We start from the raw sequence: 24,783 nt of genomic DNA, 5'->3' as shown, positions 1-24,783 counted from the left end.
CATGGAGTGGTATTGGACCCTGAGCCTGTCCTTGGTCCTGCTGTTCGCTCTGATGGCGACTGGCTTGCCCGTATTCGCAGCCTTTCTGCTCGCCAACATCAGCGGGGTGCTGGTCACGGTGGGCAGCCGCGGTTTCGGCATGTTCACCAACAGTCTCTACGAGACGATCACCTCGGAGAGCTTCGTCACCATTCCGCTTTTCATTCTGATGGGCGAGGTCTTGTTCCGTTCGGGTTCGGTGTCGGTGCTGTCGCGGGCGGTGGATGTGTTGATTGGTCGGGTTCGCGGCCGACTGTATCTGCTGACCTTGTCGCTATCCACGATCTTCGGTGCCCTCTCGGGGTCGGCGGTGGCGGTCGCGGCGATGCTCGGCCGTTCCGTGCTGCCGCAGATGACGGAGGAGGGCTACGACGAACGGCTGTCGAACATGACCATTCTCGGTGGTGCCTCGCTGGCACCGATCATTCCGCCGAGCCTGCTGGTGATCGTAATCGGCTCGCTGGTCACGAACGTGTCAATCGCCGGGCTGCTGGTGGCGGGCGTCGTGCCGGGCATCATTCTGGCCGTGATCATGGCGATCTACATCTTCATCCGGGTGTCGCTGGACCCGTCACTGGCCCCGGCCCAGGAGCACGTGGTAGACCACTCCCTTGGCGACAGGGCGAAGGCCGTGCTGAGCATGCTGCCCTTCGGCATCGTGATTTTCTCTGTGATGGGGTTGATCCTGCTAGGCATTGCCACGCCGTCGGAAGCTGCCGCGGCAGGTGTGGTCGGGGCGGTACTGACCGCCTGCGTCTACCGGCGCTTTTCCCTCGCCATGTTGTGGGCCGCCTTGCGCTCGGGGGCCAGTATCAGCGCGATGATCCTGATGATCGTGGCCTGCTCGAAATTTTTCGGTCAGCTGCTCGCCTTCTTCGGCGCCACCACCGGACTCATCAACGCAATGGGGCACTTGAGCATCGATCCCTGGCTGATGCTGTTCATTCTCATGCTGGTGCCTCTGATTCTGTGCATGTTCATCGACCAGTTCGCCTTCCTGTTGCTGGCCATCCCGCTTTACGACCCGATCATCCGCACCTACGGTTTCGAACCGATGTGGTTCTGGACGCTGTTCCTGATCACTCTCACCATCGGCAGCCTGACTCCGCCGTTCGGCTATACGCTGTTCGCGCTCAAGGGGGCCGCGCCGCATGTGTCGATCTCAGAGGTCTACCGCAGTGCCTGGCCGGTGGTGGCGATCTTCATCGCGTCGCTCGTGTTGTTCGCGTTGGTTCCGGTGTTCATCACCTGGCTACCGGGCTTGCTGTGAGGGTTCGATCATGACCGGACTGATGCGGGCGGATCATCATGTGCGCTCGACGGCATTGCCGGGTTTGCGGCTGCGCTTGAGGGAACGGTGTCCGCAGGCTGGGGCGGGTGGGGCGGCTACGCCTCTGCTACTGGTGCATGGGGCTACGGTGCCTAGCGCGTTGTGGGACAACGCCGCGCCGGGCTGGTCGTGGATGGACATGCTGGCCCGGGACGGTCTGCATGTCTTTGCCGTGGATCTGCGCGGTTACGGCCGTTCGGGGCGCGGTGCGGTTGCGGGCCAGGCGACAGACGGCGGGCCGTACGCACGCGCCAGGGAGGTGCAGCAGGATGTGGCGGATGCGCTTGCCTTCATCCGCGAGCGCACCGGCGCCGGACAGGTCGATCTGCTCGGCGGTTCTTGGGGCTCGCTGATCTGCGGTATGTTCGCGGCAGGGGCCATGGCCGACCAGGTGCGGCGTCTGGTGCTGTACGCACCGCTCTACTGCGCGCCCGGCGAGGGTGAGGGGTGGCGCCGGGCCGCCGCCGACCCGGCAGATCCGGCGCGGATCGATCCCGCGCTGGCCGCCCACCGCCAGGTGTCCGAGGCCGCCTTCCGGGCGCGTTGGGACGAGGAGCTCCCCGCCGGCAACGCGCAGGCCTGGCGCCCCGAGGCGGTTTTCAGGGCTCTGTTCGATGAATGCCTGGCCGAGGATCCGGACTGTGTCGGCGTCGGCGCACCCGCGTTCCGGGCGCCGAACGGCACGCTTGCCGATCTGTTCGAGGTGTACTCGGGAAGGCCCCTGTACGACGCCGGAGCCATTCGCGCGCCGACCCTGCTGATCCGTGCCGACCACGACCGAACGTCGACGCGCGGGGACGTGCTCGGGCTATTCGATCGGATCGCTGCGCCGGTCAAACAGTATGTGGAGATCGGCGACGGAGGGCATTTCGTGATCGCAGAACGCCGAATGACCGGGGTTCACGCTGCCGTGACGGCCTTCTTGCAGCGCTAGGATTCGCTGCGCGCAGCCTTGAGGCGCCGCCACAGCGTCGTCCGGCTGATGCCCAGAGACTGCGCTGCACGCGTCAGGTTACCCTGATTGCGCTCGATCGCCGTCGCGAGTGTTTCGCTTTCTAGCGACGGAGCGACCGTCGTCGTCAGGATGTTCGGCGCCGCATCGCCGGTGTCTAGCAGGGTCGACTCCAGGTCAATGCTCGACCAGAGAGTCTGGTCGTCGCCGAACAGCAGGGCGGCGCGCTCCATGACATTACCCAGTTCGCGCACATTGCCCGGCCACGTGTGGCGGTTGAGCATCGGCATCAGCTGGTCGACCGTGCTGTTCGGATCGAGATGAAGACCGTCGCGCAGCAGGATGGACGAAAGGATGTGGATCGCGAGGTCGCGCAGATCTTCGCGCCGCTCGCGCAGCGCAGGGAGCCGGAGCTTCAAGATGTTGAGGCGGTAGTAGAGGTCTTCGCGAAAGTTGCCGCGGCGAATCTCTGCTGAAAGGTCGCGGTGGGTGGCGGCGATGACCCGCAGGTTGACCGGCGTGGGTTGCATGCTGCCCAGACGGACGACCTCGCGTTCCTGCAGGACGCGCAACAAGCGCGTTTGCAGGCTCAGGGGCATGTCGCCGATCTCGTCGAGGAAGAGTGTGCCCCGGTGCGCCTGTTCGATCAGGCCCGGTTTGCCTCCGCGCTTGGCCCCGGTGAAGGCGCCGTCCTCGTAGCCGAACAGCTCGCTCTCGAGCAGCGATTCGGGAAGCGAGGCGCAGTTGATGGCCACGAAGGGGCCGATGGCGCGCGCGCTCGCACTGTGGATACCCTGCGCGAAGAGCTCTTTGCCAGTCCCGCTTTCGCCAAGGATGAGCACGGTGGCGTCGGTCTGGGCATAGCGGTGGGCGAGGGCTATCTGGCTGCGCAGGACGTGGCTGCTGCCGATGATCTGGTCCAGTTGGTAGTGCGAACGGTGTTCCGAACGCTTGGTGTTGATGCGTAGCTGCCGGTTGGCGCCTTCGACGCTTACGGCGTCCTGGCACACCGCGACCGCGCCGACCAACTGGTTGGCGTCGTCGCGCATCGGGTAGAGGCTGGCGAGTACTGTGGTTGCGCCCTGCTGCACAACCTTGGTTTGCGGATCCGCGTCAGCCGCCAGCAGGGTCTTGAGATTGAGTGCCGGCGCGAGGGCGTCGATGTCCTGTCCCATCCAGTTGGTCAGCGGGGTTTCCAGCACCCGCGCCACTGCCGGATTGGCCGCCTGCACGACACCGGTGGAGTCGATCGCCACCACGCCTTGGGTGAGGTGGCGCAGGGTGGTGTTGATCCATACGCGCTTCTCGGTTTCGGCCCGGGTTGCACTCAGTGTGGCGAGTGCCTCGTCTATTGCCCGGGTGATGGCGACCGGCGAGGTGGACAGAATGCCGGTCAGCCCGAACTCACCGGCAATCTGGGTGACGATCGATGAGCCGATGATGACGCTGTAGCCCTGGCGCTCGAACCTCGCCAGCAGGGTGCGTGCGTCTTCCAGCGTCTTGTATGTGCCCTGGCTGATGTCTACGCCCCACAGGCTGCGGATGTAGTCGAGTTCGACCAGCGGTTGATCGTATTGTGCGACCGCGACACGCCCCAGCGTCTCGTGCGCCTTGTGGAGCGCGTACAGAATGTCGTGCCCGCTGAGTTGCATCAGCACCACGCCGGTCGACAGCTTGCGCTTCAGGAAGGCGCCGGTTGCGCCGGCACATATGAAGATGTCGGCACGGCCTTCCCGCTCCGCTTGCTCAGCGAAGGCCAGGATGTCGACGAAGCGGCAGTCGGCCACTTCGATGCGGGCCTGTCCGGCATAGGTCTCGACCACGTCCGAGACCTGCACTGCCAGCGGGCTGGGCGGGTTGATTGCGCCGACATGGCTGATGAGGAACAGGATGCGCGGCAGGGGCGCGGTGGGGGCGGGCATCGATGGTCTGGTGGGCGGGCACGGGAAAGGCGCTCGCCGAGTCGGTGGGCACGCCGTGCGGATCAGCCGGGAAAAGTGTCCGAGGATAGACGATTCACGACAAAACCCAAACCATGTAAGCGGATTCGAATCAAGACCCGTCGTTCGTGCCCCGTCCTCTTACACCACTTCTCGGGACACGCCCGAGATTCCAGATGATATTCTCACATCCAGACTCATCTAAAGATCATACCAGTGGCTCATAACCTCACAGACTCCCAGCGCGACCGGCAGAACATCCTCAACAACCGCTATGCCATATCCAAGGTGGAGGAGCATCTTGCCTTGGGCGGGGTTGCTTTCCGCGAAGAGCAGGTTTTTACCAAACAGCAGGTTGCCGACCTGCTCGAAGTAAGCGACAGCACAATCGAACGCTACCTGACAAGCCACGAAGAAGAGTTAAAGCGCAATGGCTACCATGTTCTCAAAGGAAAAAGTCTCAAAGAATTCAAGGCTCTAGTTGATGTCTCCCTCGCAAGTGAGGGTAACAAGGCACCTACATTAGGAATTTTCAACTTCCGTGCTGTCCTGAATCTGGCCATGCTGCTCACAGAAAGCGACAAGGCCAAAGCCATCCGCAGCCGGATTTTAGACATTGTGCTCGATGTCGTTGCGGAACGGGCCGGAGGACAAACCAAGTACATCAACCAGCGGGATCACGATTATCTCCCTGCAGCCTATCAGGAGTTCAATTATCGGCAGGGGTTTACGGATGCATTGCGAGATTGCCTTGCAATGGGTGACATCAAGTACGGTATCTACACGGACAAGATTTACAAGGCGGTCTTCAAGGAAAACGCGAAGGAGTACAAGAAGATCCTTGGCTTGGCTGCCAAGGATAATCCTCGCGACACGATGTACGCAGAGGTACTCAAAACCATTGCCTCATTAGAAAGTGGCCTGGCTGCCCAGATGCAAGCATTTGTTGCTGAACATGGGCGGAAGCTGACTCCACGCGAACTTGATGCAATGATTGTGGCTGCCGAAGCTAACCCTTTCCAGCGGCCTCATCTGGAAGATGCTCGCGCCCGTATGGCTAGCCGTGATCTTTGCTTTCGCGACGCGTTACACCATGCCTTGGAATCTTACGTCCAAGCCGTGCCGGAAGCCGACTTCGAGCGCTTTCTGGGTGAAACCAGTAAATCTCTGGAAGAACGGCTTAGCGATCCTGCAACACTTGCTGTGTTCAAGCGCCTCAAAGATCGCTAGAGGCCGCGATGGACGAGATCAAGATCTTCTATTTCGACATTGCACATGCAGTCCGTGAGCACGACTGGATTATTGAGAATTCAGGTGGCTTAGCTGGCATCAAGAACCTTGAATATCTTGATAGCGCCCTCGACCATATCCAGAGCGATCTCTATTACCCCAGGGCTTCCGCACTCGCATGTCATCGCTTGTTGATCAATTCGCATAGAACTCGTTCGCATTCAATGGGTTACGTAGCCATCTTGTGAACCCGCTCGAAAACGCGTCTACTCTCGTCTTTTGGACGGACGGCATGAGTGGAGCGGGAGCGAGCCTGATGGAGACACTGAGTGAGTTGGAAGACCCGCGCCGTCCAAGTAACGGCACCCGCCACGACTTCCGGGAGATCCTGGTGATCGCGGTGTGCGCCATGCTCTCGGATGCCGACAGCTTCGAGGACATCGCCTTGTGGGGGCGGCTCAAGGCCGATTGGCTGCGCCGCTTCCTGCCCTTGAAGAACGGCATCCCGTCGGCCGACACGTTCCTGCGGGTGTTTCGGGTGCTCGACCCGAAGCAGTTCGAGGCGGTGTTCCGACGCTGGGTGGGTGGCATTGTCGGTGCGCTCGAGGGCAGTGTAGCGATCGACGGCAAGACCTTGTGTGGCTCGGCCGATGGCGACGGGCCCGCGGTCCATATGGTGAGCGCCTTCTCGACCAATCTCGGGCTGGTGCTGGGGCAGGAGAAGGTCGCGGGCAAGAGCAACGAGATTACCGCCATCCCCGAACTGCTCGACGCGCTGTACATCAAGGGGTTGCTGGTGAGCATCGATGCGATGGGTTGCCAGCGCGAGATCGCCGCCAAGATCCTCGACAAGGGCGGCGACTACCTGCTTGCCGTCAAGGGCAACCAGCCCACGCTCGCCCAGCAGGTGCGCGATCTCGTCAGCGACGCGCAGGCGTGCGGCCCTGGCTTCGAACAGGCCGAACGCGGCCACGGTCGGACCGTCCTGCAGATGAGCTGGGCCGTGCCCAGCGGCAGCGAAATCGACCCCGCGCTGTGGCCTGGGTGCAAGACGGTCGGCTGCGTCGTCTCGCAGCGCTTCGTCGGCGACAAGGCGGCCGAGCTCGAGGAGCGCTTCTACATCAGCTCGCGCGTGCTCTCGGCCGAGGAACTCGCCCGCACGGTGCGTGCGCACTGGGCCATCGAGAACCGGCTCCACTGGATGCTGGACGTGTGTTTCGGCGAGGACGGCTCCATGGTGCGCAAGGACAACGCGCCGCAGAACCTCTCGTTGCTCAAGAAGATCATCCTCAACCTGATCCGCACCGACACCACCGACCCGGTCAAGACCAGCTTGCGCCAAAAGCGCAAGCGTGCGGCCTGGGACGACGACATCAGGATGAAGATGCTGGGGATTCATCCGTTATGACTTCCGAGTGCGGTAGCCCTGGGAGCCTATCGAGGCGCGTACTGGCATACCGAACAGGAGGTTCGGTATGCGCTCGCGTCGTTGCCGGTCGAGCGAATCGAACTGCGGAGCGCGGTGTTCTTTCCTGGCGGATCAGGGGTTGTACGATTGATGGAGAACCTGATCCCGAATGTCTTCCTCCATGGCGCATTTCTCGTTGTTGCAGCCGATAAGAAGACAGGAAAAACGGAGTTGTACGCGTAGCTCCGACAGCGATTGCCGAGACAAGTAGTCTTTCAAACAACTGGCCCGTGGAAGCGTCGGCCGGTCGCTCCTGGCCAATGCCAGGATGGGGATGTCAATCTGAGCTATACCCTAACTTGGCGTCAGACCATCCGGCGCTAAATCGTCAGAATAGAGTTGCCTTCCGAATTGATTGACATACGCCGTCAAGGGTCATAGATTTCTTCCTGACACATTTCCCTCAGGAGGATACCTTGCACGGTCAGCGCATCGGTTACGTCCGCGTCAGCAGCTTCGACCAGAACCCAGAACGGCAGCTCGAACAGATCCAGGTGGATAAAGTGTTCACCGACAAGGCGTCGGGCAAGGACACACGGCGGCCCGAACTGGAACGGCTGCTCGCCTTCGTGCGCGAAGGCGACACGGTCGTGGTGCACAGCATGGATCGTCTGGCGCGCAACCTCGACGACCTGCGCCGCCTGGTGCAGGGCCTCACCCAGCGCGGCGTACGCATCGAGTTCCTTAAGGAGCATTTGACCTTCACCGGCGAGGACTCGCCGATGGCGAACCTGATGCTGTCGGTAATGGGCGCGTTCGCCGAGTTCGAACGCGCCTTGATCCGCGAGCGGCAGCGCGAGGGCATCGCGCTCGCCAAGCAGCGCGGGGCCTACCGTGGCAGGAAGAAATCCCTGTCGTCTGAGCGTATTGCCGAACTGCGCCAACGTGTCGAGGCTGGCGAGCAAAAGACCAAGCTGGCTCGTGAATTCGGAATCAGTCGCGAAACCCTGTATCAATACTTGAGAACGGATCAGTAAATATGCCACGTCGTTCAATCCTGTCCGCCGCCGAGCGCGAAAGCCTGCTGGCGTTGCCGGACACCAAGGATGAGTTGATCCGTCACTACACGTTCAGCGAAACCGACCTCTCCATCATCCGGCAGCGGCGCGGCCCGGCCAACCGGCTGGGCTTCGCCGTGCAGCTCTGTTACCTGCGCTTTCCTGGTGTCATCCTGGGCGTCGATGAGCCGCCGTTTCCGCCCTTGTTGAAACTGGTCGCCGACCAGCTCAAGGTCAGCGTCGAAAGCTGGGACGAATACGGGCAGCGGGAGCAGACCCGGCGCGAGCACCTGGTCGAACTGCAAACGGTGTTCGGCTTCCAGCCCTTTACCATGGGCCACTACCGGCAGGCCGTCCAGTTGCTGACCGAGATGGCCTTGCAGACCGACAAGGGCATCGTGCTGGCCAGCACCTTGATCGAGCACCTGCGGCAGCAGTCGGTCATTCTGCCTGCCCTCAACGCCGTCGAGCGGGCGAGCGCCGAAGCAATCACCCGCGCCAACCGGCGCATCTACGATGCCTTGGCCGAACCGCTGTCGGACGCGCATCGCCGCCGCCTCGACGATCTGCTCAAGCGTCGGGACAACGGCAAAACGACCTGGCTGGCCTGGCTGCGCCAATCGCCCGTCAAACCGAATTCGCGGCACATGCTGGAACACATCGAACGCCTCAAAGCGTGGCAGGCGCTCGACCTGCCTTCTGGCATCGAGCGGTCGGTGCACCAGAACCGCCTGCTCAAGATCGCCCGTGAGGGTGGCCAGATGACGCCCGCCGACCTGGCCAAGTTCGAGGCGCAGCGACGCTATGCCACCCTGGTGGCGCTTGCCATCGAGGGCATGGCCACCGTCACCGACGAAATCATCGACCTGCACGACCGCATCCTGGGCAAGCTGTTCAACGCCGCCAAGAACAAGCATCAGCAGCAATTCCAGGCGTCCGGCAAGGCGATCAACGCCAAGGTGCGGTTGTTCGGCCGCATCGGCCAGGCGCTGATCGAGGCCAAGCAGGCGGGCCGCGATCCGTTCGCCGCCATCGAGGCCGTCATGTCCTGGGATGCCTTCGCCGAGAGCGTCACCGAAGCGCAGAAGCTTGCGCAGCCCGAGGACTTCGATTTCCTGCACCGCATCGGCGAAAGCTACGCCACGCTGCGCCGCTACGCGCCGGAATTCCTTGCCGTGCTCAAGCTGCGGGCCGCTCCCGCCGCGAAGGACGTGCTCGACGCCATCGAGGTGCTGCGCGGCATGAACAGCGACAACGCCCGCAAGGTGCCCGCCGACGCGCCGACCGAGTTCATCAAGCCGCGCTGGCAGAAGCTGGTCATGACCGACACCGGCATCGACCGGCGCTACTACGAACTGTGCGCGCTGTCGGAGATGAAGAACGCGTTGCGTTCCGGCGACATCTGGGTGCAGGGGTCGCGCCAGTTCAAGGACTTCGAGGACTACCTGGTGCCGCCCGCGAAATTCGCCAGCCTCAAGCAGGCCAGCGAATTGCCGCTGGCCGTGGCCACCGACTGCAACCGGTACCTGAACGACCGGCTGACGCTGCTGGAAACACAGCTTGCCACCGTCAACCGTATGGCGACGGCCAACGAGCTGCCGGACGCCATCATCACCGAGTCAGGCTTGAAGATCACGCCGCTCGACGCGGCGGTACCCGACACCGCCCAAGCGCTGATCGACCAGACGGCAATGATCCTGCCGCACGTCAAGATCACCGAACTGCTGCTGGAGGTGGACGAATGGACGGGCTTCACTCGGCATTTCGCGCATCTGAAATCGGGCGACCCGGCCAAAGACAAGAACCTGTTGCTGACCACGATCCTCGCCGACGCGATCAACCTGGGCCTGACCAAGATGGCGGAGTCTTGCCCCGGCACGACCTACGCCAAGCTGGCTTGGCTGCAAGCCTGGCACATCCGCGACGAAACCTACGGGGCGGCGCTGGCCGATCTGGTCAACGCACAGTTCCGCCATCCCTTCGCCGAGCACTGGGGCGACGGCACCACCTCATCGTCGGACGGCCAGAACTTCCGCACCGGCAGCAAGGCCGAGAGCACCGGCCACATCAACCCGAAATACGGGAGCAGCCCAGGGCGGACGTTCTACACCCACATTTCTGACCAGTACGCGCCATTTCACACCAAGGTCGTGAACGTCGGCGTGCGCGATTCGACCTACGTGCTCGACGGCCTGCTGTACCACGAGTCCGACTTGCGGATCGAGGAGCATTACACCGACACGGCGGGCTTCACCGATCACGTCTTCGCCCTGATGCACCTCCTGGGCTTCCGCTTCGCGCCGCGCATCCGCGACCTGGGCGACACCAAGCTCTACATCCCGAAGGGCGACGCCGCCTATGACGCGCTGAAACCCATGATCGGCGGCACGCTCAACATCAAGCACGTCCGCGCCCATTGGGACGAAATCCTGCGGCTGGCCACCTCGATCAAGCAGGGCACGGTGACGGCCTCCCTGATGCTCCGAAAGCTCGGCAGCTACCCACGCCAGAACGGCCTGGCCGTGGCGCTCCGCGAACTGGGCCGCATCGAGCGCACGCTGTTCATCCTGGACTGGCTGCAAAGCGTGGAACTGCGCCGCCGCGTGCATGCCGGCCTGAACAAGGGCGAGGCGCGCAATGCGCTGGCCAGGGCAGTGTTTTTCAACCGCCTGGGTGAAATCCGCGACCGCAGTTTCGAGCAGCAGCGCTACCGGGCTAGCGGCCTCAATCTGGTAACGGCTGCCGTCGTGTTGTGGAACACGGTCTATCTGGAACGGGCTGCGCACGCGCTGCGTGGCAACGGCCATGCCGTTGATGACGCGCTGTTGCAGTACCTGTCGCCGCTCGGTTGGGAGCACATCAACCTCACCGGCGATTACCTCTGGCGCAGCAGCGCGAAGATCGGCGCGGGCAAGTTCAGGCCGCTACGACCGCTGCAACCGGCTTAGCGTGCTTTATTTTCCGTTTTCTGAGGCGACCCCACTCAGGTCATCCCTGCTATCGACCGAACTGAGGATGTCGATCCACGAAACCTCCGCTCCGCTCTGGACCATCGCCTCGAGGTCTTTGGTGAACTTCTCTGAGGCCTGTAGGTAGTGAGTCAGTCGTTCGCGGAACAGCAAGGGGTCGGTGACACCGATTCGGGCAAGCTCCAGCATTTGTCGTGAGGCCTGTCTGCGCTTTCGCTCGACTTTCTCGTAGACGAAGTTGACCAGCGCATCCGCGGCGCCGGCCTCGATCTCTCGAATTTTGGTTCCGGCAAGGATCAGCTCCTGGCCGGGCGTCAGAAGCGAAGTCTGGTATCGCTGGGCGTATGCCCGAAACTGCTCCGAGAGGTAGCCAGACAAAGCATCGGGTTCGTCGCGGATGACCTCCCACTCCGACTCGATCGACAGTTCAATCTGCTTTGCGCTGTAGTTCTTCGTGTAATCCCGTACCACGCCAAGAAGGATCAAACGGACGACGCCGTACTCCATGCTGCGTTCCGAACGCCAAGCATTGTGCGCGGTATGTTCCCGGAACGGATCTTCAGGGATGAAGCCAAGTACGATGGCACGGTCGTTGCTAATGAGTCGCCGAATCTCGCGCAGCAACTCGACGATCACTCGCGCTTCGTGCTCTGGCCCGGAAAACGCATTCTGGTGGAAGAAGAAGGTTCGAACGAAGTCCCCACCCTGATACTGGTGGGCGTCCAAGAAAGACTGATACGCCTGTCTTGCCTCCTCGATCGAGGCGCCTGGGTCGAGGATCGCGTCGGTCACCTCTGGGAACTCGTCCGAGAAGAGCAGCACTGCCTCGGAGGGGGCTTTGTCCCGCCCGGCGCGACCGACCTCCTGGTAGTAGGCCTCCGGCGATTGTGGGCTCGTGTAGTGGATCACCCTCCGTATTGAAGGCTTGTCGATCCCCATTCCGAAGGCATTCGTAGCAACGAGCGCCTGATAGCTGCCTTGGAGGCCGCTGATGAAGTCGGTTTGCACCTTGGCCTTGACCTGGTCCCAGTCGAGCTGCTCTCCTTGTGGGCCAAGAGCCCAGTAGGGGATGGTTGCCAGGGCTTGTTCGTCTGAAATTGTGGCGCTTTTTTCCTTTGTAACGAAGGCCGCGAACTGCTTCCATTTCGGAGCGGTGCCAGTGTAAAAGCGCAGATTGTCGTGCTGAATGACCTTCATCAGGGCAGCGGTGACCCCGACCACCCCTTCGGTGCCCCCGATAAAGCGGGCAAAGACCAACAATCCATCGTTGGGTTTTGCCCTGCTAATGAAATCCTTCACATACTGCCGAAGGGCGTGCTCTTTCTCTCGTGTGCGCAACTTCACGCACGCCATAGTGATTTCAGGGCGGTCAAGTCGCTTCGCCCGCACGACGGCCGCATCATCCATAACGCCAAGCTCGCGTCGGACATCGGAGAGCACGATTGAGGAGGCGGTGCCGGTAAGCGCAACCAAGGGGGCCGACACATCAAGCCGAGTGGTGCGTTCTTTCACGATGCGGCTCAGGCTGAGATAAGCCGGCCTAAAGTCGTGCCCCCATTCGCTCACACAATGGCACTCATCGATGACGACCTGCGAGACCTCGCCAAACTGTGCCCTGAAATGGGCCAGTTGCTGGCGAAAATTTTCGATGAGGAAGCGCTCTGGCGCGATGAGCAAGAAGCGCACACCGCCCACGGTCAGCAGGTATCCTGCTTGATTTCTTGCCTCCCTGCTCAGGGCGCTCGAGATTTCCTGTACGAGATCGATGCCCAGTGCGAGAAACCGTTCCCGCTGATCCTGAAGCAGGGACTTCAGTGGCGAGACATAGACGGTGAGCCCACCGAGCAACAGACCACATAACTGGTAGGTGAGACTCTTCCCGCCCCCAGTTGGCAAAAGGCCAATGACATCTTGGCCGGTGAGAATGCGTCCGATAATCTCGAACTGCCCTTCGCGCAGGCCAGGTTTGCGCAACAGGTCTTGAACGAACGATGCGATCAGAGACTCCGGAGGAACCTCCGGCGCGACCAACCGTACGGAAAATTTTCTCTTTGGGGACGGTGCCGCCGCGCTGCACGGGCGTGACCACGCAACAGGTACATCGGTGTCGAGCACGGCCCGATGAGGCTCAAGGATGGAGAGGTCGAGGACGAGCTGCACAGCGTCATCCGGGTGGGCGCCCGTACAGCAGACCTCGGGAGCGGCCGACTCTCCGAATAGCGCACGTAGGCGGCCGAACCAGTCCTGGAAGTCTTCCAGAGCAGTTTGCCAGATCTCAGTTTCCGCCTCTGCAACGCAGACACGCCAGGGGCCATTCCAACTCAGTATCCCGGCGCGCAGCGCCTCAAGCAGCAAAAACTGGATGCGGGAGGAAACCGTTGCGCCCCAGACGCAGGTCAGGAGCTCTCTGGAGCGAGGCGCTTGGATGCGAGCTGAGAGCCCCCAGTCTGTCGCCCCTCTGCGTTCCATGAGGACTTGCCGTAGCTCATCCTGCAGCGACTCAGCCTCACCGAAGCGCTCGACAGGCACGCGCCAGACGCGCCATCCAAGTGCCTTCAGGGCGGTGTCACGCTTGTGGTCAAGTTGGCGCTGTCCTGATTCCTTGTGTTGGCTGCCGTCGACCTCGATAACCAGCTTAAGTCCCCGCCCAGTGTTCAGGCTGAAGTCTGCGCGCTGGTCCGTGAATGCCAGTGGGTCCAACCCAAGGGACCGCAGGGAAGGTTGAAGACGGAGGTAGTCGAGCAAGGGGAATCCCAAGACAGGGATCAGCACGTCGTTGAAGAAGCGGCGCTCAGCCTCGCTGCCCGGCTTGTCGCCTTCAAAGCTTTCCCAGATCGCCTTCGCCGCGCCGTCTGGATCGGGGACTTCGCACGGCCAGCGCGCCGTAACGAGTGCATTCCGGAAGTGTGTATCGAGCGAAGCCGCTTCGATCCGATAGGCCAGAAAACCAGCCTGCGCATCCTCTGCGGCCAGCTTCCAGCCGAGGTCTCGAGCAACACGGCAGGCAAGATCCTGCTCCATTCTCCAGGTCGGCAACGTCCAGGCTCCCCGCTCAAGCAGACTCTGCGCGAGATCAACAATGCCCGCCTGCAACGCTGTCAACGTCCCGAAATCACTGCCTTTGCCATCGATCGCCCAGCGATGCGTTGCACTCGCCCTTCGTAACTCAGCAAACGACTCACCACTGCCTGCCGCGACGAGTGGATCGAGAATCCCCTTCCAGAAGTCACCCTTCTTGAAGAATGAGGGAATCGCCGACAGGTGAGAGATGGTGGCCATCAAACAGAAGAAGACAGCGTTGTACGCCAGGAAGAAAAATACCCAAACTGGGCAAAATAACAGATAAGAAAACGGAACGAGCAGATGTCTGAAAAGTGCTCGCAACCTCGCAGAAATATACGACCTTTAGGCTTATTTTGGTGCGAAAATGTTCAAGGTGGAGTTTATTAGTCCCTACTCCAGCTTGATGTTAATCGAGTTAAAAAACGATGCTGAGATAATGAACAATGACTTTCCAAAAACGGAAGAGCACTTTCGGTGAGTTTTCGGGGCCGTCAACGGGCAAGTAATGGCCGATCAACTGGGACAGCGGAGTGGGCGAGTGGGGACCCTGTACGCCTGACGGCCTGGAGCCAGAGTCCCCGCAGACCGAGACGCTGCCGCCGCCTCAGGATGAGCGTAAGACGGAATAGAGGTAGTCCACGCTGACTTCGACGTCGATGACGTCGAGGACATTCTTCTCTTCGAGTAGTGCTATGCCACGCGAGGAGCCATGGGCTTCGGAGGCATACGAATCATTGCCAGACTCTCCGCGAGCGCTCTGTTACAGACGATCAGCGGCGCCTAGCATGCCGGCGAGCCGGCGGCGCTACGGCAGGGTGGCCAGGCCGTGCCGGCACGGGTACCACGACGTGGAACAAGAGCTTTCCTCAAAACGCAAAGACAGGGATGTGTCGGCTCGAGACTGTCGCAGACGATTCGCCGTGCTGCTGCGACGAGGACTCTTGGGCGGCGGGCTCAGTTCGGCCAATAGCCAGAACACTCCAAAGGAGAAACGATGGATCTCAGCGGGATAAAGGAAGCATTTGAAACGTTCAGTACTGCCATTTCCGCCTTCAGGAGCGCAAAGGACCTGCTTCCCGACAGCAAGGAGAAGAAGGAAGCCGAGGAAGCTGTGGAAAAGGCCGCCTCAACAGCAATACTAGCGGAAGCTCAAGCCGCACAGGCATTAGGTTATCCTCTGTGCCGATGTCGTTGGCCTCCGACTATTATGGTGGTCAAAATCCAAGGCGGCCGCCAAAGCGTCTACCACTGTGCCATATGCAACGGTGACTTCCTTGTCGGTCAAAGCGGGCAAATCAAAGGCCCTTACAATGAAGCGCAGTGAATCAATTGCTGAAGCGTCAAGTTAGGCCTCACTTAACACGCCATGGCGACCGGCCGTAGCACACAACTCACCCGCCAGATCGGCGAGCACCTTGTCGCGTCCGAACTTGGGCGTATGGACATCATTGCCACGCCGTTCTCGGGAAACGTCCCTCAGTTCGATCTGCTTGCTTCCACTCAGACAGGCAGCGCATTTCCGGTGCAGGTGAAGGCCATCAATGGCCCGTCTTGGCAGTTCAACGCGGCTTCGTTTCTGCAGATCGAGATCAAGGACGATTACCAGACTGTCCTCGGACCGCGCCAGGGCATTGATCAGTCGATCGTTTGCGTGCTGGTGCTACTGCGTTCTGCGGGAACGGATGCCTTCTACACGCTCACGGTCGCCGATCTTCAGGAGCTTTTGCGGCAGCACTACAAGGGCGGCAGGCGGCCAAAGAATCCACAGTCAACACACTGCGCCCTGTGGCCCAAGCATCTGGCCGGCTTTGAAGGGTGGGCCGCATTACTCAAGCGTGCGCACGGTGAGGCTTAACCCCTCGCGCAAGCGGCCCGCTTAGCTCAAACCTTGAAGGACAGCTTTCCTCGTCTTCCAGTGACTGCATCGGTCGGGTGCCGTCGCGTGCGCAGTGTCAAAGCTGACATGACGAATACGTGAGAAGGGCCGATGCTCGCCGTCCGGTCAGGCTGTTGAGTCGTCCTTGCAGGAGTCAAAGCGCTCGTATGTCACGCGCCATCCGAGACGTCAGTCGGCCTCATCCAGACCGGAACAATTTGGACGTGAACGCCCTGCTGCCATTGCCGTGATCGCAATGGCGGCTGGTGACACGACTGCTTGATCTACCCCACATTAGTATTAACTTTAGTTTCCAGCGGAAACCCCGCAGTCCGATTATGTGGGGTTGCCCGCTCGTTTTCCCGTTGAACGTGACTTGCTGGCATGCAGGTTGTTAACCCAACGGTAGCGCGCCGGGTCTTCGCGCAGGAGGAATGCCTTAATTTCCTCGCGTTTGGCCGGATCCGCACGAAGGAAGATGCCGCGTAGATCGTAGTCTATCGAGCGCTCGGTCGCGCCGCGATCGATCGCTTTGGCATACCAATCTCGGGCAACGTCGTAGTGTCCGAGCTCGAAGTTAACGGCACCCAATAGAGTGCAGGGGCGGAAGTCCTTCGGCGTGAGTGCGTGGGCCTGATTGCCGAGGCTCAAGGCTTCATCCAAGCGTTTCAGATCGCGCATGACCCCGCCGTGGGTGGTAGCTATCGCCGACCTCAGCTTGGGCGCTTTCTGTCGCTCCGCCGGAATCGAAGTCAGCAAATCGTGGGCGTTTCTGGCCTTCTCGCACTTGCGGTAGTGGCCGCTGGCGTTGACCGCGTTCCACGGGTCGGTTGTCCGCCTGTACTCGCTGGCGTAGAACTCGGCCTCACGCTCGTGGAAGGCGGCCTGGAGAATCTCGGAGTAGTAATCTCGGCCCTCGGTCGTCATCCACAGCACGTCGTCGTCTGAGAGCCGGTTGCCATCATCGAAGCGATGGAGGATGTTCATCAGCTGAGGAAGGTGTTCCTGTTCAATGAACAGCTCGATTCCGTAGCGGGCTCGAAGCGCCCGGTTTTTCATCTTTGCGATGTACTTCGGATCACTCTCTCGCGCCAGGCGTGCTGCCTCCTGCTGCGCCCAGTAATCCGCCTCGCGTGCTTTCTGCTCGGCAGCCCTGGCCAGCATGGATGCGTGTTTGGCCTGCCTCTCGGCTTTGACCGACTGTTCGCGTTTGGCCTGTTCAGGTGCAGCGGTTTCCCGGAAGGTTTCATACGTGATCTCGCCCCGAGCGAGTTGCCCGAGCGCAGTGAGGCCCAGTTGCTGCAGGTAGTTCAACCCGTTCGTTGTGAGCGGGCGACCTTTCTGAAGTTTGTCGAGTATGTCGCGCAAACGGCTGGCGGGGATGGTGCTGCCGGGGAGGTCGCTTACGAAGTAGCGGTGGGCAAGATCGATCGGATTCAGCACAGTCATGTGGTGTGTTAGCTACCTTCTACGCTTCCACAAGCCGCCGTTAGAACAGAGCAAGGCTGCCCAAGGAATGCTGTGGGGCGGTAAGTCAGAGAACGCATTGGTGAACGACAGGATCGGGACACCCGTCCCACGGGCCTAGCGGGTCACGGCAGCAGTTGATGAGCGGAGGCGTCTGGCGGCACTGAAGGAGGCGTGTCCTTGTCGCCACGCAACGCTCGTCTGCAACCAAGTCCCCGCTCCGGCCGGCCTTTGCTGCAGGCTGTCAAGGTCGGCGCTACCGCCGATCTGAGGTCAGCCTCTCCAGAGCGCGTTTTCGCGCTTCTCCATCTGTAATAAAAGGGGCCTTCTTCTTCTCGTACAGAGCTAGGCGATCCGCCTTCGCCCGATCGCCTAGGCACGCGGCAATCAGCGGGTCGGTCTGTCGGCTCGCTTGCTCTCGCGTCACCGCGTCGGAGCGGACTTTGATTGTGCGGAGCTTGGGGGTGCGTCGGCTGCTGAGCACATGCAATATAGCTACGAACGCAGCAACGCAGAGCAGGATTATGTAGATGGGTTCCATGCAAGCATTTTAAATGCTTGCTGTTACCACCTTCAGGCAGAAAATCACGGTACGAAACCGTACACGAAAGACGGTGGTTTTTCCCGGATGTGCCAAAGCGCATGACAGTTCCGCTCCGCTGTCCGTCGAGGGGGCCGACCGGCGCACCGGGAAGCGGACGGGTATTTGCTAGCGGTGCAAAGTCGCCGGTGAACGGCGGGTTCGCTCGGGATTGAGCCACTCGACCGTCGCCTCAGCGACCGTCGGGTCTGGGTCGGATCCAGCCGTTCCTTCCCCGCGGGACCTTCCAGGCTTCCATCGCGCTGTGCGAGACATTGGACAGTCGACGCCGTACTGTCCAACGGCAGGCTGCATGCACCTGCTCACAAAGCCTCACCATAGGGGGGCGAGCAGCCGCCAAAACTGCTCACAAACCTTCACTTTTCCCCCGGGGCGCACAGGTCTGAAGGCGGAGAAGATGTTTGGGCCACGAGGCTGAAACCCGCGCCAATGCTGGGTTTAAGGCGTGAATCCGGCTTCGGAAGCGAGGGCCGGATTCGCCGGATGAGCGTGCATCTGAAACTTGCTCAAAAAGTATCACTTTTCTGCTGAAACCCGCGCCAATGCTGGGTTTGGAGTGTATGTCGCCCCTCTCCAGGGCGCTCAAGTCCGCAGGCTGCTCACAAACCCTCACCATGCGCTGAAACCCGCGCCGGTGCTGAGATTCACGCGGCGAGCCTTAGCTCACGACACTACCGTCGATCGGCTGTGAGCCTCTCCAGCGCGCGCCTTCGCGCTTCTGCATCCGTAATGAAAGGCGCCTTCTTCTTCTCGTATAGCGCCAGGCGATCTGCTTTCGACCGATCGCCTAGGCACGCGGCGACCAGCGGGTCCGCCTGCCGGCTCGCTTGATTTCGATCCACCGCTCCTGAGCGGACGTTGGCCGAGCAGATCCAGCAGGCCCAGCAGCAACTGCAGCAGCTCGAAAGCACCTATCAGTCGATGACGGGCAGCCGCGGCCTCGGCTCGCTGCTGGCAAACCCGGGCTTGCCGCAGTACCTGCCCGACGAGTGGAAGACGGTCTATCAAACGGCCGCCGGCGGTGGCTACTCGGGGATCTCCGGCGCCCTGTCGCAGATCCTGGCCGACGAGCAACTGGTCGGTTCGGTGGCCGCCATCGAGCAGCAGATCATGCAGCGCAGTCGTGAGGCTGCAGCGACGGACAAGGCCGTAGGGTTGCGCGCCTATGATGGCGCCAAGGCACGACTCACGCAGATCGAGGCCTTGATGGGCCAGATCAACGGGACTTCGGACCCGAAGGCGATCGCCGAGCTACAGGCGCGCATCGGGGCCGAGCAGGCCGCGATCAACAACGAGGCCACCAAGCTCCAGATGATCGCGATGCTGCAGCAGGCCGAGCAGCGGCTGATCGACGAGCAGCGGACGCAGTTGAACCGGCGGATACTCTCGAGCTCGAATACGGGCTTCCCGTCTTTGCGCAGCAGCGCTCCCTGACATCATGAACCCTGAAAACCAGCCGAAGTGGACGCATGAGGACTGCGTCAACTACGAGTCCGCACGCGAGCTCATTACCCATCTGATGGCCTTCCGCTCGGAATGGATCGCCCGTGAGCGGGCCAAGGTTGCGCCGGACCTGGTCGCGATCGAGCGCTGGAACGCGGAGCGCGGCTCCTATGCCGCGGAGCTGCGCGGGCTCGATGTGACTGACCGTGAGAACATCGCGCGCATCCGCCGCGACTACGGCGCCGAGATTCGGCGGCTGTCTGCAGCCTAAAGCACCCATGCAGCGACCGCCGCGGCGGTCGCTGCTAGCATGCCCGCCCCGAGCACGAGCCGCTTGAGTTTGCGCGCGGTGGCGTGTTCCCAGCGGACCGATCCGTTCCCGCGTTCCAAGTCGACTTCCAGAAAGAACTTCATCACCGCACCTTCTTCGTATTCAGTGGCGTCATCGTTGCGTCACGACCGGCGCAAAAAAAGGGAAGGCTGTTGTCAGGCCCGGCCGTACAGCATGGCGGTGATCGTCGCGCGGATGGCGGGATGATGTCCGGCAAAGGGCTTTGCTGTTTGCTGCGCTGAACCTCATGCGGTTCGGCGTTCAGGATCGCGGTACTATTTGCAGATATCCCATGCTGCTAGGCCGGTAGTGATGCTGAGCGGCTTCCTTGCTGAGGCTCCCATGGTTTCTGGACAACTACGAATATCGATATTGAATGCGCCGGATGACCTTACGCCTTTGAAGCTGCGTGGCTGGCTGCGTAGTGAGGCTGAGAGCATCCAAGGTTTGGTCAAGGGCGAGCACGACATGATCGTGATCCGTCTGTTCTTGCCGGAGCGGCTACGGCTGGCGACCACACAGAAGCAGCTCGACAAGCTTCTGCAGGGCATTGTCGATCGCTTCCCCAACATCTACCGCGTCGAGCTTCGGCCCGTCACAACGGCGCTAACTGCGGGTGAAATGGCGCAGGCAGCCGAAGAGGGACAAGCCGACTTGCAGGCGATGCTCGAGGGCATGAAGCAGGACGACACCCCGCCCACCCTTCACTGATCTACACAGGAGAAACACGGCATGAAGACCATCATCTTCCCGGGCAACCATCGCCAGCCCGCGGAGGCCGCCTATGGCATCGTGCTCGAGGACGAACTGGCCCACATCGTTGTGTGGCAGGTGCCCGGCAAGCACCGCGGAACCAGCCTTTGGAACACCGACGAGGGCCGCGACAACGTGCTGAACCGCATTCTCGAAACCGAGCTCGCCGGCATCCGCACCGAGTTCGTGCGCTTCAGCGTCGCGATCATCGAGGAAGACGGCGGCCGTGTGCATGCGATGGACTTCCCGATCCACCTCGACATCGACGATTACACCGCCCGAGGCAATCCGCACCAGGTGCTTGACGGCGGCAGGCTGAGCGATGCCTTCAAGTGGATCGTGAACCGGGAAAAGAAGATCTCCCTCCGGTCGTATGACGTGGTGGCCGGCTGCGCCCGTCACTTCACGATTTTCGACGAAGGCGAGGCGACCACCAACCCGGCCGCCCTGCTGGCCCGCGCTGGCTATGTTTCAACGCGGAGAGAGGCTGCAGCGCTGGTGTGAGCGGAATGAATGGCCCGCGTATGCGGGGATGAGCCGGCGCTTGGGGCCATGGAGGCCAGCCAGGCAGCTGAGGAAGCGCAAACCACTTTTAAAGATGATTGATGCGATGAATCCGGAGGCTGCTCGTCCTCCGTTCATTGAAGACGTGGGGGGCGCGTGTGAGTCCCAGGTGGAGGGTGATGGCGCCGCCCAGTGGGGTGGCAGCCCGCCTCCCGTAAACAGGATATCCGGACACATATCCCTTGGTAGCAAACGGAACACAGGATTAAGGTAGGTGGGGGGCGTGGATGCCCCCCATTTTTACTTGTCGGCGGCGTTGCGCATGGGCACACTCGGTTCCAACGATCTTGGGTGAGGTGTGACGATGAGTGCTGTGAAGGAAACGCCTGTGGCATTGCCGGGTGGGAAGGAGGCTCTACAGGAGAACGAGAAGAAGTGGGGGCCTGATCTGATGAAGGCCGGGTGGACGGTGTTGCCGAACATGATCTTCATGCGGCAGCGTGCGCTCGGCCTGGACTCCATGGACATCAATATCCTGCTCATTCTCCTGTCGCACTGGTGGACGGCAGAGAGCCTGCCGTTCCCCTCCAAGAAGACCATCGCGGAGGCGATCGGCTGTGACACGTCGACGGTTCGTCGCAGGATTCAGGCCATGGAGGCGGCGGGCTTCTTGAAGCGGATTGAGCGACGGGTGGAGCACGATCGCAGTAAGACCAACCAGTACGATTTCTCCGGGCTGATCAAGGCGGCTACCCCGTATGCGCAAGAGGAGTTGCAGGCACGCCAAGAAGGGCGCCAGGGGCGGGCGAAGCGGATTAGACGGAAGGGAAAGCCGCAGCTCAAGGTTGTGCCGGGCGAAGGCGCGGACTGATCTGGCGCACAAAAAACTATGCCCCCGGGGGCATGCTGACGCAGAGGTCGCACCGGGGGCTTGCTCGATAAACATACTACCCGCTCACAGGAGGGAGGTCAAGCCGCCTCCCTCCTGTGGAAGAGAGGGTGAGAACAACAAAAAAGGACCAGTAGGTGTCGAATTCCGTCCTTCCAACGCTGGACTCTAGCCAGCTTCAGCAGCTTGTGGCCACGTTGACGCAACCGCGTCTTAGCAAGTACCTGCGGGCAAGTCGCAACAACGATCACCAGGCGCTCCGCCTGTACGTGTTGAACACGAAGGTGAGCGCTGCGTTCCTGGCCGACCTGCATTATGTCGAGATCGCCTTACGCAACAAATTTGACGGGGAACTGTGTGCAGGGTTCGGGCCGGAGTGGTTCAAGGATCAGACCTTCCTTGCACTGGTCGATCGGCGCAGCCAGGGAATCCTGCTCAAGGCTCAGAGCGATGCGGCGAAGCATTGGCCGAGAGGGCGCCCAGTTCCGCCTGGGAAAGTGATTGCTGAACTGTCGTTCGGGTTCTGGCACAACCTGACGGATTCAAGGCTGGAGCATCCGCTTTGGGTGCCATATCTGCATAAGGCTTTTCGTCCTCGCAAGGCCCCCAAGCGGGCGACCTTCAACCAACAGCTCGAGAAGCTGCGGCAGTTGCGCAACCGGATTGCACACCATGAGCCGATCTTCCATCTGGACTTGATGGCCATCCACCAGACGCTCCGTGAAGTCGCTCAGGCGTTGTGCCCGGCTACAGCCGCGGTGATGCTCAAGACCAGCACCGTGCGTCGCGAGGTGATGGGGGTTGGTTCCTACTGCAAGAGGCGGGGGATCTGACGGGTTGTCCCAATCAATAGCGCACCCGAAACGTGGGCGAGTCGGCCGCCCGGGCGTGGCGCCGGTCGTAGAGCCGGGTGGTGCTGATGTTGGCGTGCCCGAGCCACTGCTGGACGCGGGCAATATCCGCCTCGTGCTCGAGGGCGTTGGTCGCCGCGGTGGCGCGCAGCCCATGCACCCCGAGGCCGGCGACCGAAATGCCGGCCGCCTTCGCGTAGGTGCCGACCACGGCGTAGATGCCGTCGGCGGTGAGCCCCGCGCCGGTGCGCCGGCCGCGCAGCGGCACGAAGAGCGGCGCCTTCTCCTGCCCCACATGGTGACCCGAGGCCGCGAGATAGGCGTGGACGCGCTCGGCGGCGACCGGATGCAGCGGCAGGAAGCGCAGCTTGCCGCCCTTGCCGTGCACCCGCAGGTGCGGCACGCCGCGCCGCTCCTGCAGGTCCTGAATGCCCAGCCGGGCCGCCTCCTCGCGGCGCAGCCCGTGGTAGAGCAGCACCGCGAGCAGCGCCCGATCGCGCTGGCCCTTGAGGGTGGCGGGATCGGGGGCGTCCAGCAGGGCGCGCGCCTGGTGGTCGCCCAGCGCCGGGGTCTTGCCCTCGTTGCTGTCGAGTGTCGGGCGCTTCACGCCATGGACCGGGTTGCCGCCGGCCATGGCGTTGCGCTCGAGCAGATAGTCGAAGAGGCTCGCGAGCGCGGCGAGCTTGCGTCGCACGGTGGCGCCGGCGAGGCCCCGGCGCTCGAGCTCGCCGCGCCAGGCGAGCACGTGGGCGCGGGTGACGGCGCGAAACTCATCGGGGGCGGTGAGACCCAGGAAGTGGCAGAAGTCGGCGAGGTCGGCCCGGTAGGCGCGACGCGTGCGCGGGTTGTCGAGGTTGGCGAACCACTCGGCCGCCGCGGGCACGGCGGCCAGGCGCTGGAACTCGGGGGCGGTGAGGCGGCGGGCGTCGGCCGCCGGCGGTAAGCTCAGCTCATGCATCGAGGCCTCTCCCGATCGCGCGGTACCAGTCCTCGCCGGCGGCCAGGCGGGCGCGGATATCCCCCTGCAGGCGTTCGTGCGCCGGCGCGAGGTGCGCCCAGCGTTTTTTCGCTTCCTCAAGGTCGGCGAGGGACAGGGCCTCGGCCACCTGCAGGCCGGCGCTTGCCAGGCGTCTGGCGCGGTGCCAGAAGCCGCCGGCGGTCCCGAGCTCGTGGACGGGGTGGATCGGCAGTCGGTGCGCCTGGTGGAGCTGCCACAGCAGGGCCAGGGCGTAGCCGTGGCGGCGATGCGCTGGTGCGATCTCGAGGCCGTAGAGCCAGAGCTGATCGTCGAGTGGCGTCACGGCATAGGTGGCGGTGCCCACCCGGATGCCGGCGCTGGTGGCGATCGTTGCCGTCCAGTCCGGATTAGGCGAGGTATTCGTCATGTAGTAGTTCGCCTGCCGCGCGAGCTGGATCTCGGGCAGGCGCGCGATTCGCCGCTGGGCGGCCCACTTTGAGAAGAAGCTGGGGCGCAGGCTAGTCATCTTTGTCGAGCGCGTGGTGCATGGCATACCAAGTGCCGACGGGCATGCCGCCCTCGACGTAGCGGCCATGGAGGCAGCGCAGGAAGGTCTCACGGGCGGTGGTGGTGACGAGCCGCAACTGGTTTTCGGCACCATGGCACGAGACGATCCACTGGCCGTTGGCGGTGGGCGTGCAATGGTACTGAGCGAAGTCCGTCTCGCCATTGACCGCCTCGTGGAGCGCATAGACATCCGCGGGGCTGCCGTCGCAGGCCTCGTCGAGCCATTCGTCGAAGTTCGTGATCGTCGCCATCGGCATGCCTTCAGTCTGAGAAAAACTAACGATAACGTATTTTATCGGTATAAAAATCTAGCGAGAAAGCGGCCTCAGGCCGCCTTCTTGTGCCACCCATTACCGCTTACTATCCGGCGTGACCTTCATCGGGGTCCAGGTGTTGCCCGGTTTGGTAGTGGGGGGCAGAGGCTTGTTGTCCGCAACCGTCGCGAAGTTCGGCACTTTGCCTCCCCTCGGGCCGGTTTCTTGATAGATGCCGCCCTGATTACCGGTGCTGGTGCCAGGTTTCTTGCTCATTTTCGAAGCTCCATGAAAGGACGT

The 24,783-nt window shown here is 61.9% G+C and carries 23 protein-coding genes; 15 read left to right on the top strand and 8 right to left on the bottom strand.

Translation table 11 applies throughout. From position 1 onward, the window contains the following. Window position 1 precedes the first annotated feature (1 nt). Window positions 2-1,309, top strand: a complete 1,308-nt coding sequence (locus ACNQFN_RS22850) for a TRAP transporter large permease (RefSeq protein ID WP_418648967.1) — start codon at window positions 2-4, stop codon at window positions 1,307-1,309. Then, entirely contained in the window at window positions 1,191-2,303 is a 1,113-nt protein-coding gene (locus ACNQFN_RS22845) for an alpha/beta hydrolase (RefSeq protein ID WP_418648966.1), read from the top strand. The genes ACNQFN_RS22850 and ACNQFN_RS22845 overlap by 119 nt, the downstream gene beginning before the upstream one ends. On the opposite strand, the gene ACNQFN_RS22840 is transcribed toward ACNQFN_RS22845, so the two are convergent. Further along, window positions 2,300-4,243 (bottom strand): sigma 54-interacting transcriptional regulator, encoded by a 1,944-nt coding sequence (locus ACNQFN_RS22840; RefSeq protein ID WP_418648965.1) that lies wholly within the window; start codon window positions 4,241-4,243, stop codon window positions 2,300-2,302. The genes ACNQFN_RS22845 and ACNQFN_RS22840 overlap by 4 nt on opposite strands. Window positions 4,244-4,477: 234 nt before the next feature. Here ACNQFN_RS22840 and ACNQFN_RS22835 point away from each other — a divergent pair, with 234 nt between their 5' ends. The 5 genes from ACNQFN_RS22835 (at window position 4,478) to ACNQFN_RS22815 (ending at window position 10,905) form a co-directional block, all read left to right on the top strand. Beyond that, window positions 4,478-5,491, top strand: a complete 1,014-nt coding sequence (locus tag ACNQFN_RS22835) for a DNA-binding protein (protein ID WP_418648964.1) — start codon at window positions 4,478-4,480, stop codon at window positions 5,489-5,491. 8 nt (window positions 5,492-5,499) lie between these two features. Further along, a complete protein-coding gene (locus ACNQFN_RS22830; RefSeq protein WP_418648963.1) occupies window positions 5,500-5,739 on the top strand; it encodes a hypothetical protein in 240 nt (79 codons plus the stop codon). Between the two features lie 68 nt (window positions 5,740-5,807). Beyond that, the gene (locus tag ACNQFN_RS22825; protein WP_017245588.1) at window positions 5,808-6,899 is read left to right on the top strand and encodes an ISAs1 family transposase; all 1,092 of its coding nucleotides are present in this window, start codon (window positions 5,808-5,810) and stop codon (window positions 6,897-6,899) included. 476 nt (window positions 6,900-7,375) lie between these two features. Beyond that, a complete protein-coding gene (locus tag ACNQFN_RS22820) occupies window positions 7,376-7,936 on the top strand; it encodes a recombinase family protein (protein ID WP_003124096.1) in 561 nt (186 codons plus the stop codon). A 2-nt stretch (window positions 7,937-7,938) separates the two neighbouring features. Beyond that, complete coding sequence (locus ACNQFN_RS22815; protein ID WP_001138070.1) at window positions 7,939-10,905, top strand: Tn3 family transposase; 2,967 nt, start codon at window positions 7,939-7,941, stop codon at window positions 10,903-10,905. 6 nt (window positions 10,906-10,911) lie between these two features. Here ACNQFN_RS22815 and ACNQFN_RS22810 read toward each other — a convergent pair whose 3' ends face one another. Then, entirely contained in the window at window positions 10,912-14,310 is a 3,399-nt protein-coding gene (locus ACNQFN_RS22810) for a DEAD/DEAH box helicase (RefSeq protein WP_418648962.1), read from the bottom strand. A 673-nt stretch (window positions 14,311-14,983) separates the two neighbouring features. Between ACNQFN_RS22810 and ACNQFN_RS22805 the strand changes: the two genes are divergently transcribed. Next, on the top strand, window positions 14,984-15,313 hold the full coding sequence (locus ACNQFN_RS22805; RefSeq protein ID WP_341649101.1) for a hypothetical protein: 330 nt from the start codon (window positions 14,984-14,986) through the stop codon (window positions 15,311-15,313). A 114-nt stretch (window positions 15,314-15,427) separates the two neighbouring features. After that, complete coding sequence (locus ACNQFN_RS22800) at window positions 15,428-15,844, top strand: hypothetical protein (RefSeq protein ID WP_297358549.1); 417 nt, start codon at window positions 15,428-15,430, stop codon at window positions 15,842-15,844. Between the two features lie 357 nt (window positions 15,845-16,201). On the opposite strand, the gene ACNQFN_RS22795 is transcribed toward ACNQFN_RS22800, so the two are convergent. Continuing rightward, window positions 16,202-17,314, bottom strand: coding sequence for a hypothetical protein (locus tag ACNQFN_RS22795; protein ID WP_418649004.1), 1,113 nt, complete (start codon window positions 17,312-17,314; stop codon window positions 16,202-16,204). 1,477 nt (window positions 17,315-18,791) lie between these two features. Here ACNQFN_RS22795 and virB5 point away from each other — a divergent pair. Together virB5 and ACNQFN_RS22785 are read left to right on the top strand one after the other, a co-directional pair. Continuing rightward, window positions 18,792-19,367, top strand: a complete 576-nt coding sequence (gene virB5 / locus ACNQFN_RS22790; protein ID WP_418649003.1) for a P-type DNA transfer protein VirB5 — start codon at window positions 18,792-18,794, stop codon at window positions 19,365-19,367. Between the two features lie 4 nt (window positions 19,368-19,371). Then, window positions 19,372-19,647 (top strand): hypothetical protein, encoded by a 276-nt coding sequence (locus tag ACNQFN_RS22785; protein WP_418649002.1) that lies wholly within the window; start codon window positions 19,372-19,374, stop codon window positions 19,645-19,647. On the opposite strand, the gene ACNQFN_RS22780 is transcribed toward ACNQFN_RS22785, so the two are convergent. Next, a complete protein-coding gene (locus tag ACNQFN_RS22780) occupies window positions 19,644-19,790 on the bottom strand; it encodes a hypothetical protein (RefSeq protein ID WP_418649001.1) in 147 nt (48 codons plus the stop codon). The genes ACNQFN_RS22785 and ACNQFN_RS22780 overlap by 4 nt on opposite strands. 229 nt (window positions 19,791-20,019) lie before the next feature. Here ACNQFN_RS22780 and ACNQFN_RS22775 point away from each other — a divergent pair, with 229 nt between their 5' ends. From ACNQFN_RS22775 to ACNQFN_RS22760, 4 genes are all read left to right on the top strand, one after another. Further along, window positions 20,020-20,418, top strand: a complete 399-nt coding sequence (locus ACNQFN_RS22775) for a hypothetical protein (protein ID WP_418649000.1) — start codon at window positions 20,020-20,022, stop codon at window positions 20,416-20,418. A 21-nt stretch (window positions 20,419-20,439) separates the two neighbouring features. Next, window positions 20,440-20,964 carry a hypothetical protein gene (locus tag ACNQFN_RS22770; protein ID WP_418648999.1) on the top strand — a complete coding sequence of 175 codons (525 nt, stop codon included), beginning with the start codon at window positions 20,440-20,442 and terminating at the stop codon, window positions 20,962-20,964. A 364-nt stretch (window positions 20,965-21,328) separates the two neighbouring features. After that, window positions 21,329-21,835, top strand: a complete 507-nt coding sequence (locus ACNQFN_RS22765) for a helix-turn-helix domain-containing protein (protein WP_418648998.1) — start codon at window positions 21,329-21,331, stop codon at window positions 21,833-21,835. 155 nt (window positions 21,836-21,990) lie between these two features. Beyond that, on the top strand, window positions 21,991-22,686 hold the full coding sequence (locus tag ACNQFN_RS22760; protein WP_138860707.1) for an Abi family protein: 696 nt from the start codon (window positions 21,991-21,993) through the stop codon (window positions 22,684-22,686). 13 nt (window positions 22,687-22,699) lie between these two features. Here the strand turns inward: ACNQFN_RS22760 and ACNQFN_RS22755 are convergent, their stop codons facing one another. From ACNQFN_RS22755 to ACNQFN_RS22740, 4 genes are all read right to left on the bottom strand, one after another. After that, window positions 22,700-23,662 carry a tyrosine-type recombinase/integrase gene (locus ACNQFN_RS22755; protein ID WP_418648997.1) on the bottom strand — a complete coding sequence of 321 codons (963 nt, stop codon included), beginning with the start codon at window positions 23,660-23,662 and terminating at the stop codon, window positions 22,700-22,702. Beyond that, on the bottom strand, window positions 23,655-24,188 hold the full coding sequence (locus tag ACNQFN_RS22750) for a hypothetical protein (RefSeq protein WP_418648996.1): 534 nt from the start codon (window positions 24,186-24,188) through the stop codon (window positions 23,655-23,657). Before ACNQFN_RS22750 ends, ACNQFN_RS22755 begins: the two co-directional genes overlap by 8 nt. Next, window positions 24,181-24,480 (bottom strand): hypothetical protein, encoded by a 300-nt coding sequence (locus tag ACNQFN_RS22745; protein ID WP_138860704.1) that lies wholly within the window; start codon window positions 24,478-24,480, stop codon window positions 24,181-24,183. The genes ACNQFN_RS22750 and ACNQFN_RS22745 overlap by 8 nt, the downstream gene beginning before the upstream one ends. A 99-nt stretch (window positions 24,481-24,579) precedes the next feature. Beyond that, window positions 24,580-24,759, bottom strand: coding sequence for a hypothetical protein (locus tag ACNQFN_RS22740; RefSeq protein WP_138860703.1), 180 nt, complete (start codon window positions 24,757-24,759; stop codon window positions 24,580-24,582). Between the last annotated feature and the right edge of the window lie 24 nt (window positions 24,760-24,783).

This window comes from Thauera butanivorans, assembly GCF_048398245.1.
GTDB lineage: Bacteria > Pseudomonadota > Gammaproteobacteria > Burkholderiales > Rhodocyclaceae > Thauera > Thauera butanivorans.
This window is presented reverse-complemented; position numbering and strand designations above follow the sequence as displayed.

Coding starts and splice junctions, on each gene's coding strand:
- ACNQFN_RS22800 (WP_297358549.1), top strand. CDS start 15,428: ATGGACATCATTGCCACGCCGTTCTCGGGAAACGTCCCTCAGTTCGAT.
- ACNQFN_RS22750 (WP_418648996.1), bottom strand. CDS start 24,188: ATGACTAGCCTGCGCCCCAGCTTCTTCTCAAAGTGGGCCGCCCAGCGG.
- ACNQFN_RS22745 (WP_138860704.1), bottom strand. CDS start 24,480: ATGGCGACGATCACGAACTTCGACGAATGGCTCGACGAGGCCTGCGAC.
- ACNQFN_RS22770 (WP_418648999.1), top strand. CDS start 20,440: ATGAAGACCATCATCTTCCCGGGCAACCATCGCCAGCCCGCGGAGGCC.
- ACNQFN_RS22780 (WP_418649001.1), bottom strand. CDS start 19,790: ATGAAGTTCTTTCTGGAAGTCGACTTGGAACGCGGGAACGGATCGGTC.
- ACNQFN_RS22765 (WP_418648998.1), top strand. CDS start 21,329: ATGAGTGCTGTGAAGGAAACGCCTGTGGCATTGCCGGGTGGGAAGGAG.
- ACNQFN_RS22825 (WP_017245588.1), top strand. CDS start 5,808: ATGGAGACACTGAGTGAGTTGGAAGACCCGCGCCGTCCAAGTAACGGC.
- ACNQFN_RS22795 (WP_418649004.1), bottom strand. CDS start 17,314: ATGACTGTGCTGAATCCGATCGATCTTGCCCACCGCTACTTCGTAAGC.
- ACNQFN_RS22850 (WP_418648967.1), top strand. CDS start 2: ATGGAGTGGTATTGGACCCTGAGCCTGTCCTTGGTCCTGCTGTTCGCT.
- ACNQFN_RS22755 (WP_418648997.1), bottom strand. CDS start 23,662: ATGCATGAGCTGAGCTTACCGCCGGCGGCCGACGCCCGCCGCCTCACC.
- ACNQFN_RS22830 (WP_418648963.1), top strand. CDS start 5,500: ATGGACGAGATCAAGATCTTCTATTTCGACATTGCACATGCAGTCCGT.
- ACNQFN_RS22740 (WP_138860703.1), bottom strand. CDS start 24,759: ATGAGCAAGAAACCTGGCACCAGCACCGGTAATCAGGGCGGCATCTAT.
- ACNQFN_RS22815 (WP_001138070.1), top strand. CDS start 7,939: ATGCCACGTCGTTCAATCCTGTCCGCCGCCGAGCGCGAAAGCCTGCTG.
- ACNQFN_RS22840 (WP_418648965.1), bottom strand. CDS start 4,243: ATGCCCGCCCCCACCGCGCCCCTGCCGCGCATCCTGTTCCTCATCAGC.
- ACNQFN_RS22845 (WP_418648966.1), top strand. CDS start 1,191: ATGTGTCGATCTCAGAGGTCTACCGCAGTGCCTGGCCGGTGGTGGCGA.
- ACNQFN_RS22785 (WP_418649002.1), top strand. CDS start 19,372: ATGAACCCTGAAAACCAGCCGAAGTGGACGCATGAGGACTGCGTCAAC.
- ACNQFN_RS22775 (WP_418649000.1), top strand. CDS start 20,020: ATGCTGAGCGGCTTCCTTGCTGAGGCTCCCATGGTTTCTGGACAACTA.
- ACNQFN_RS22805 (WP_341649101.1), top strand. CDS start 14,984: ATGGATCTCAGCGGGATAAAGGAAGCATTTGAAACGTTCAGTACTGCC.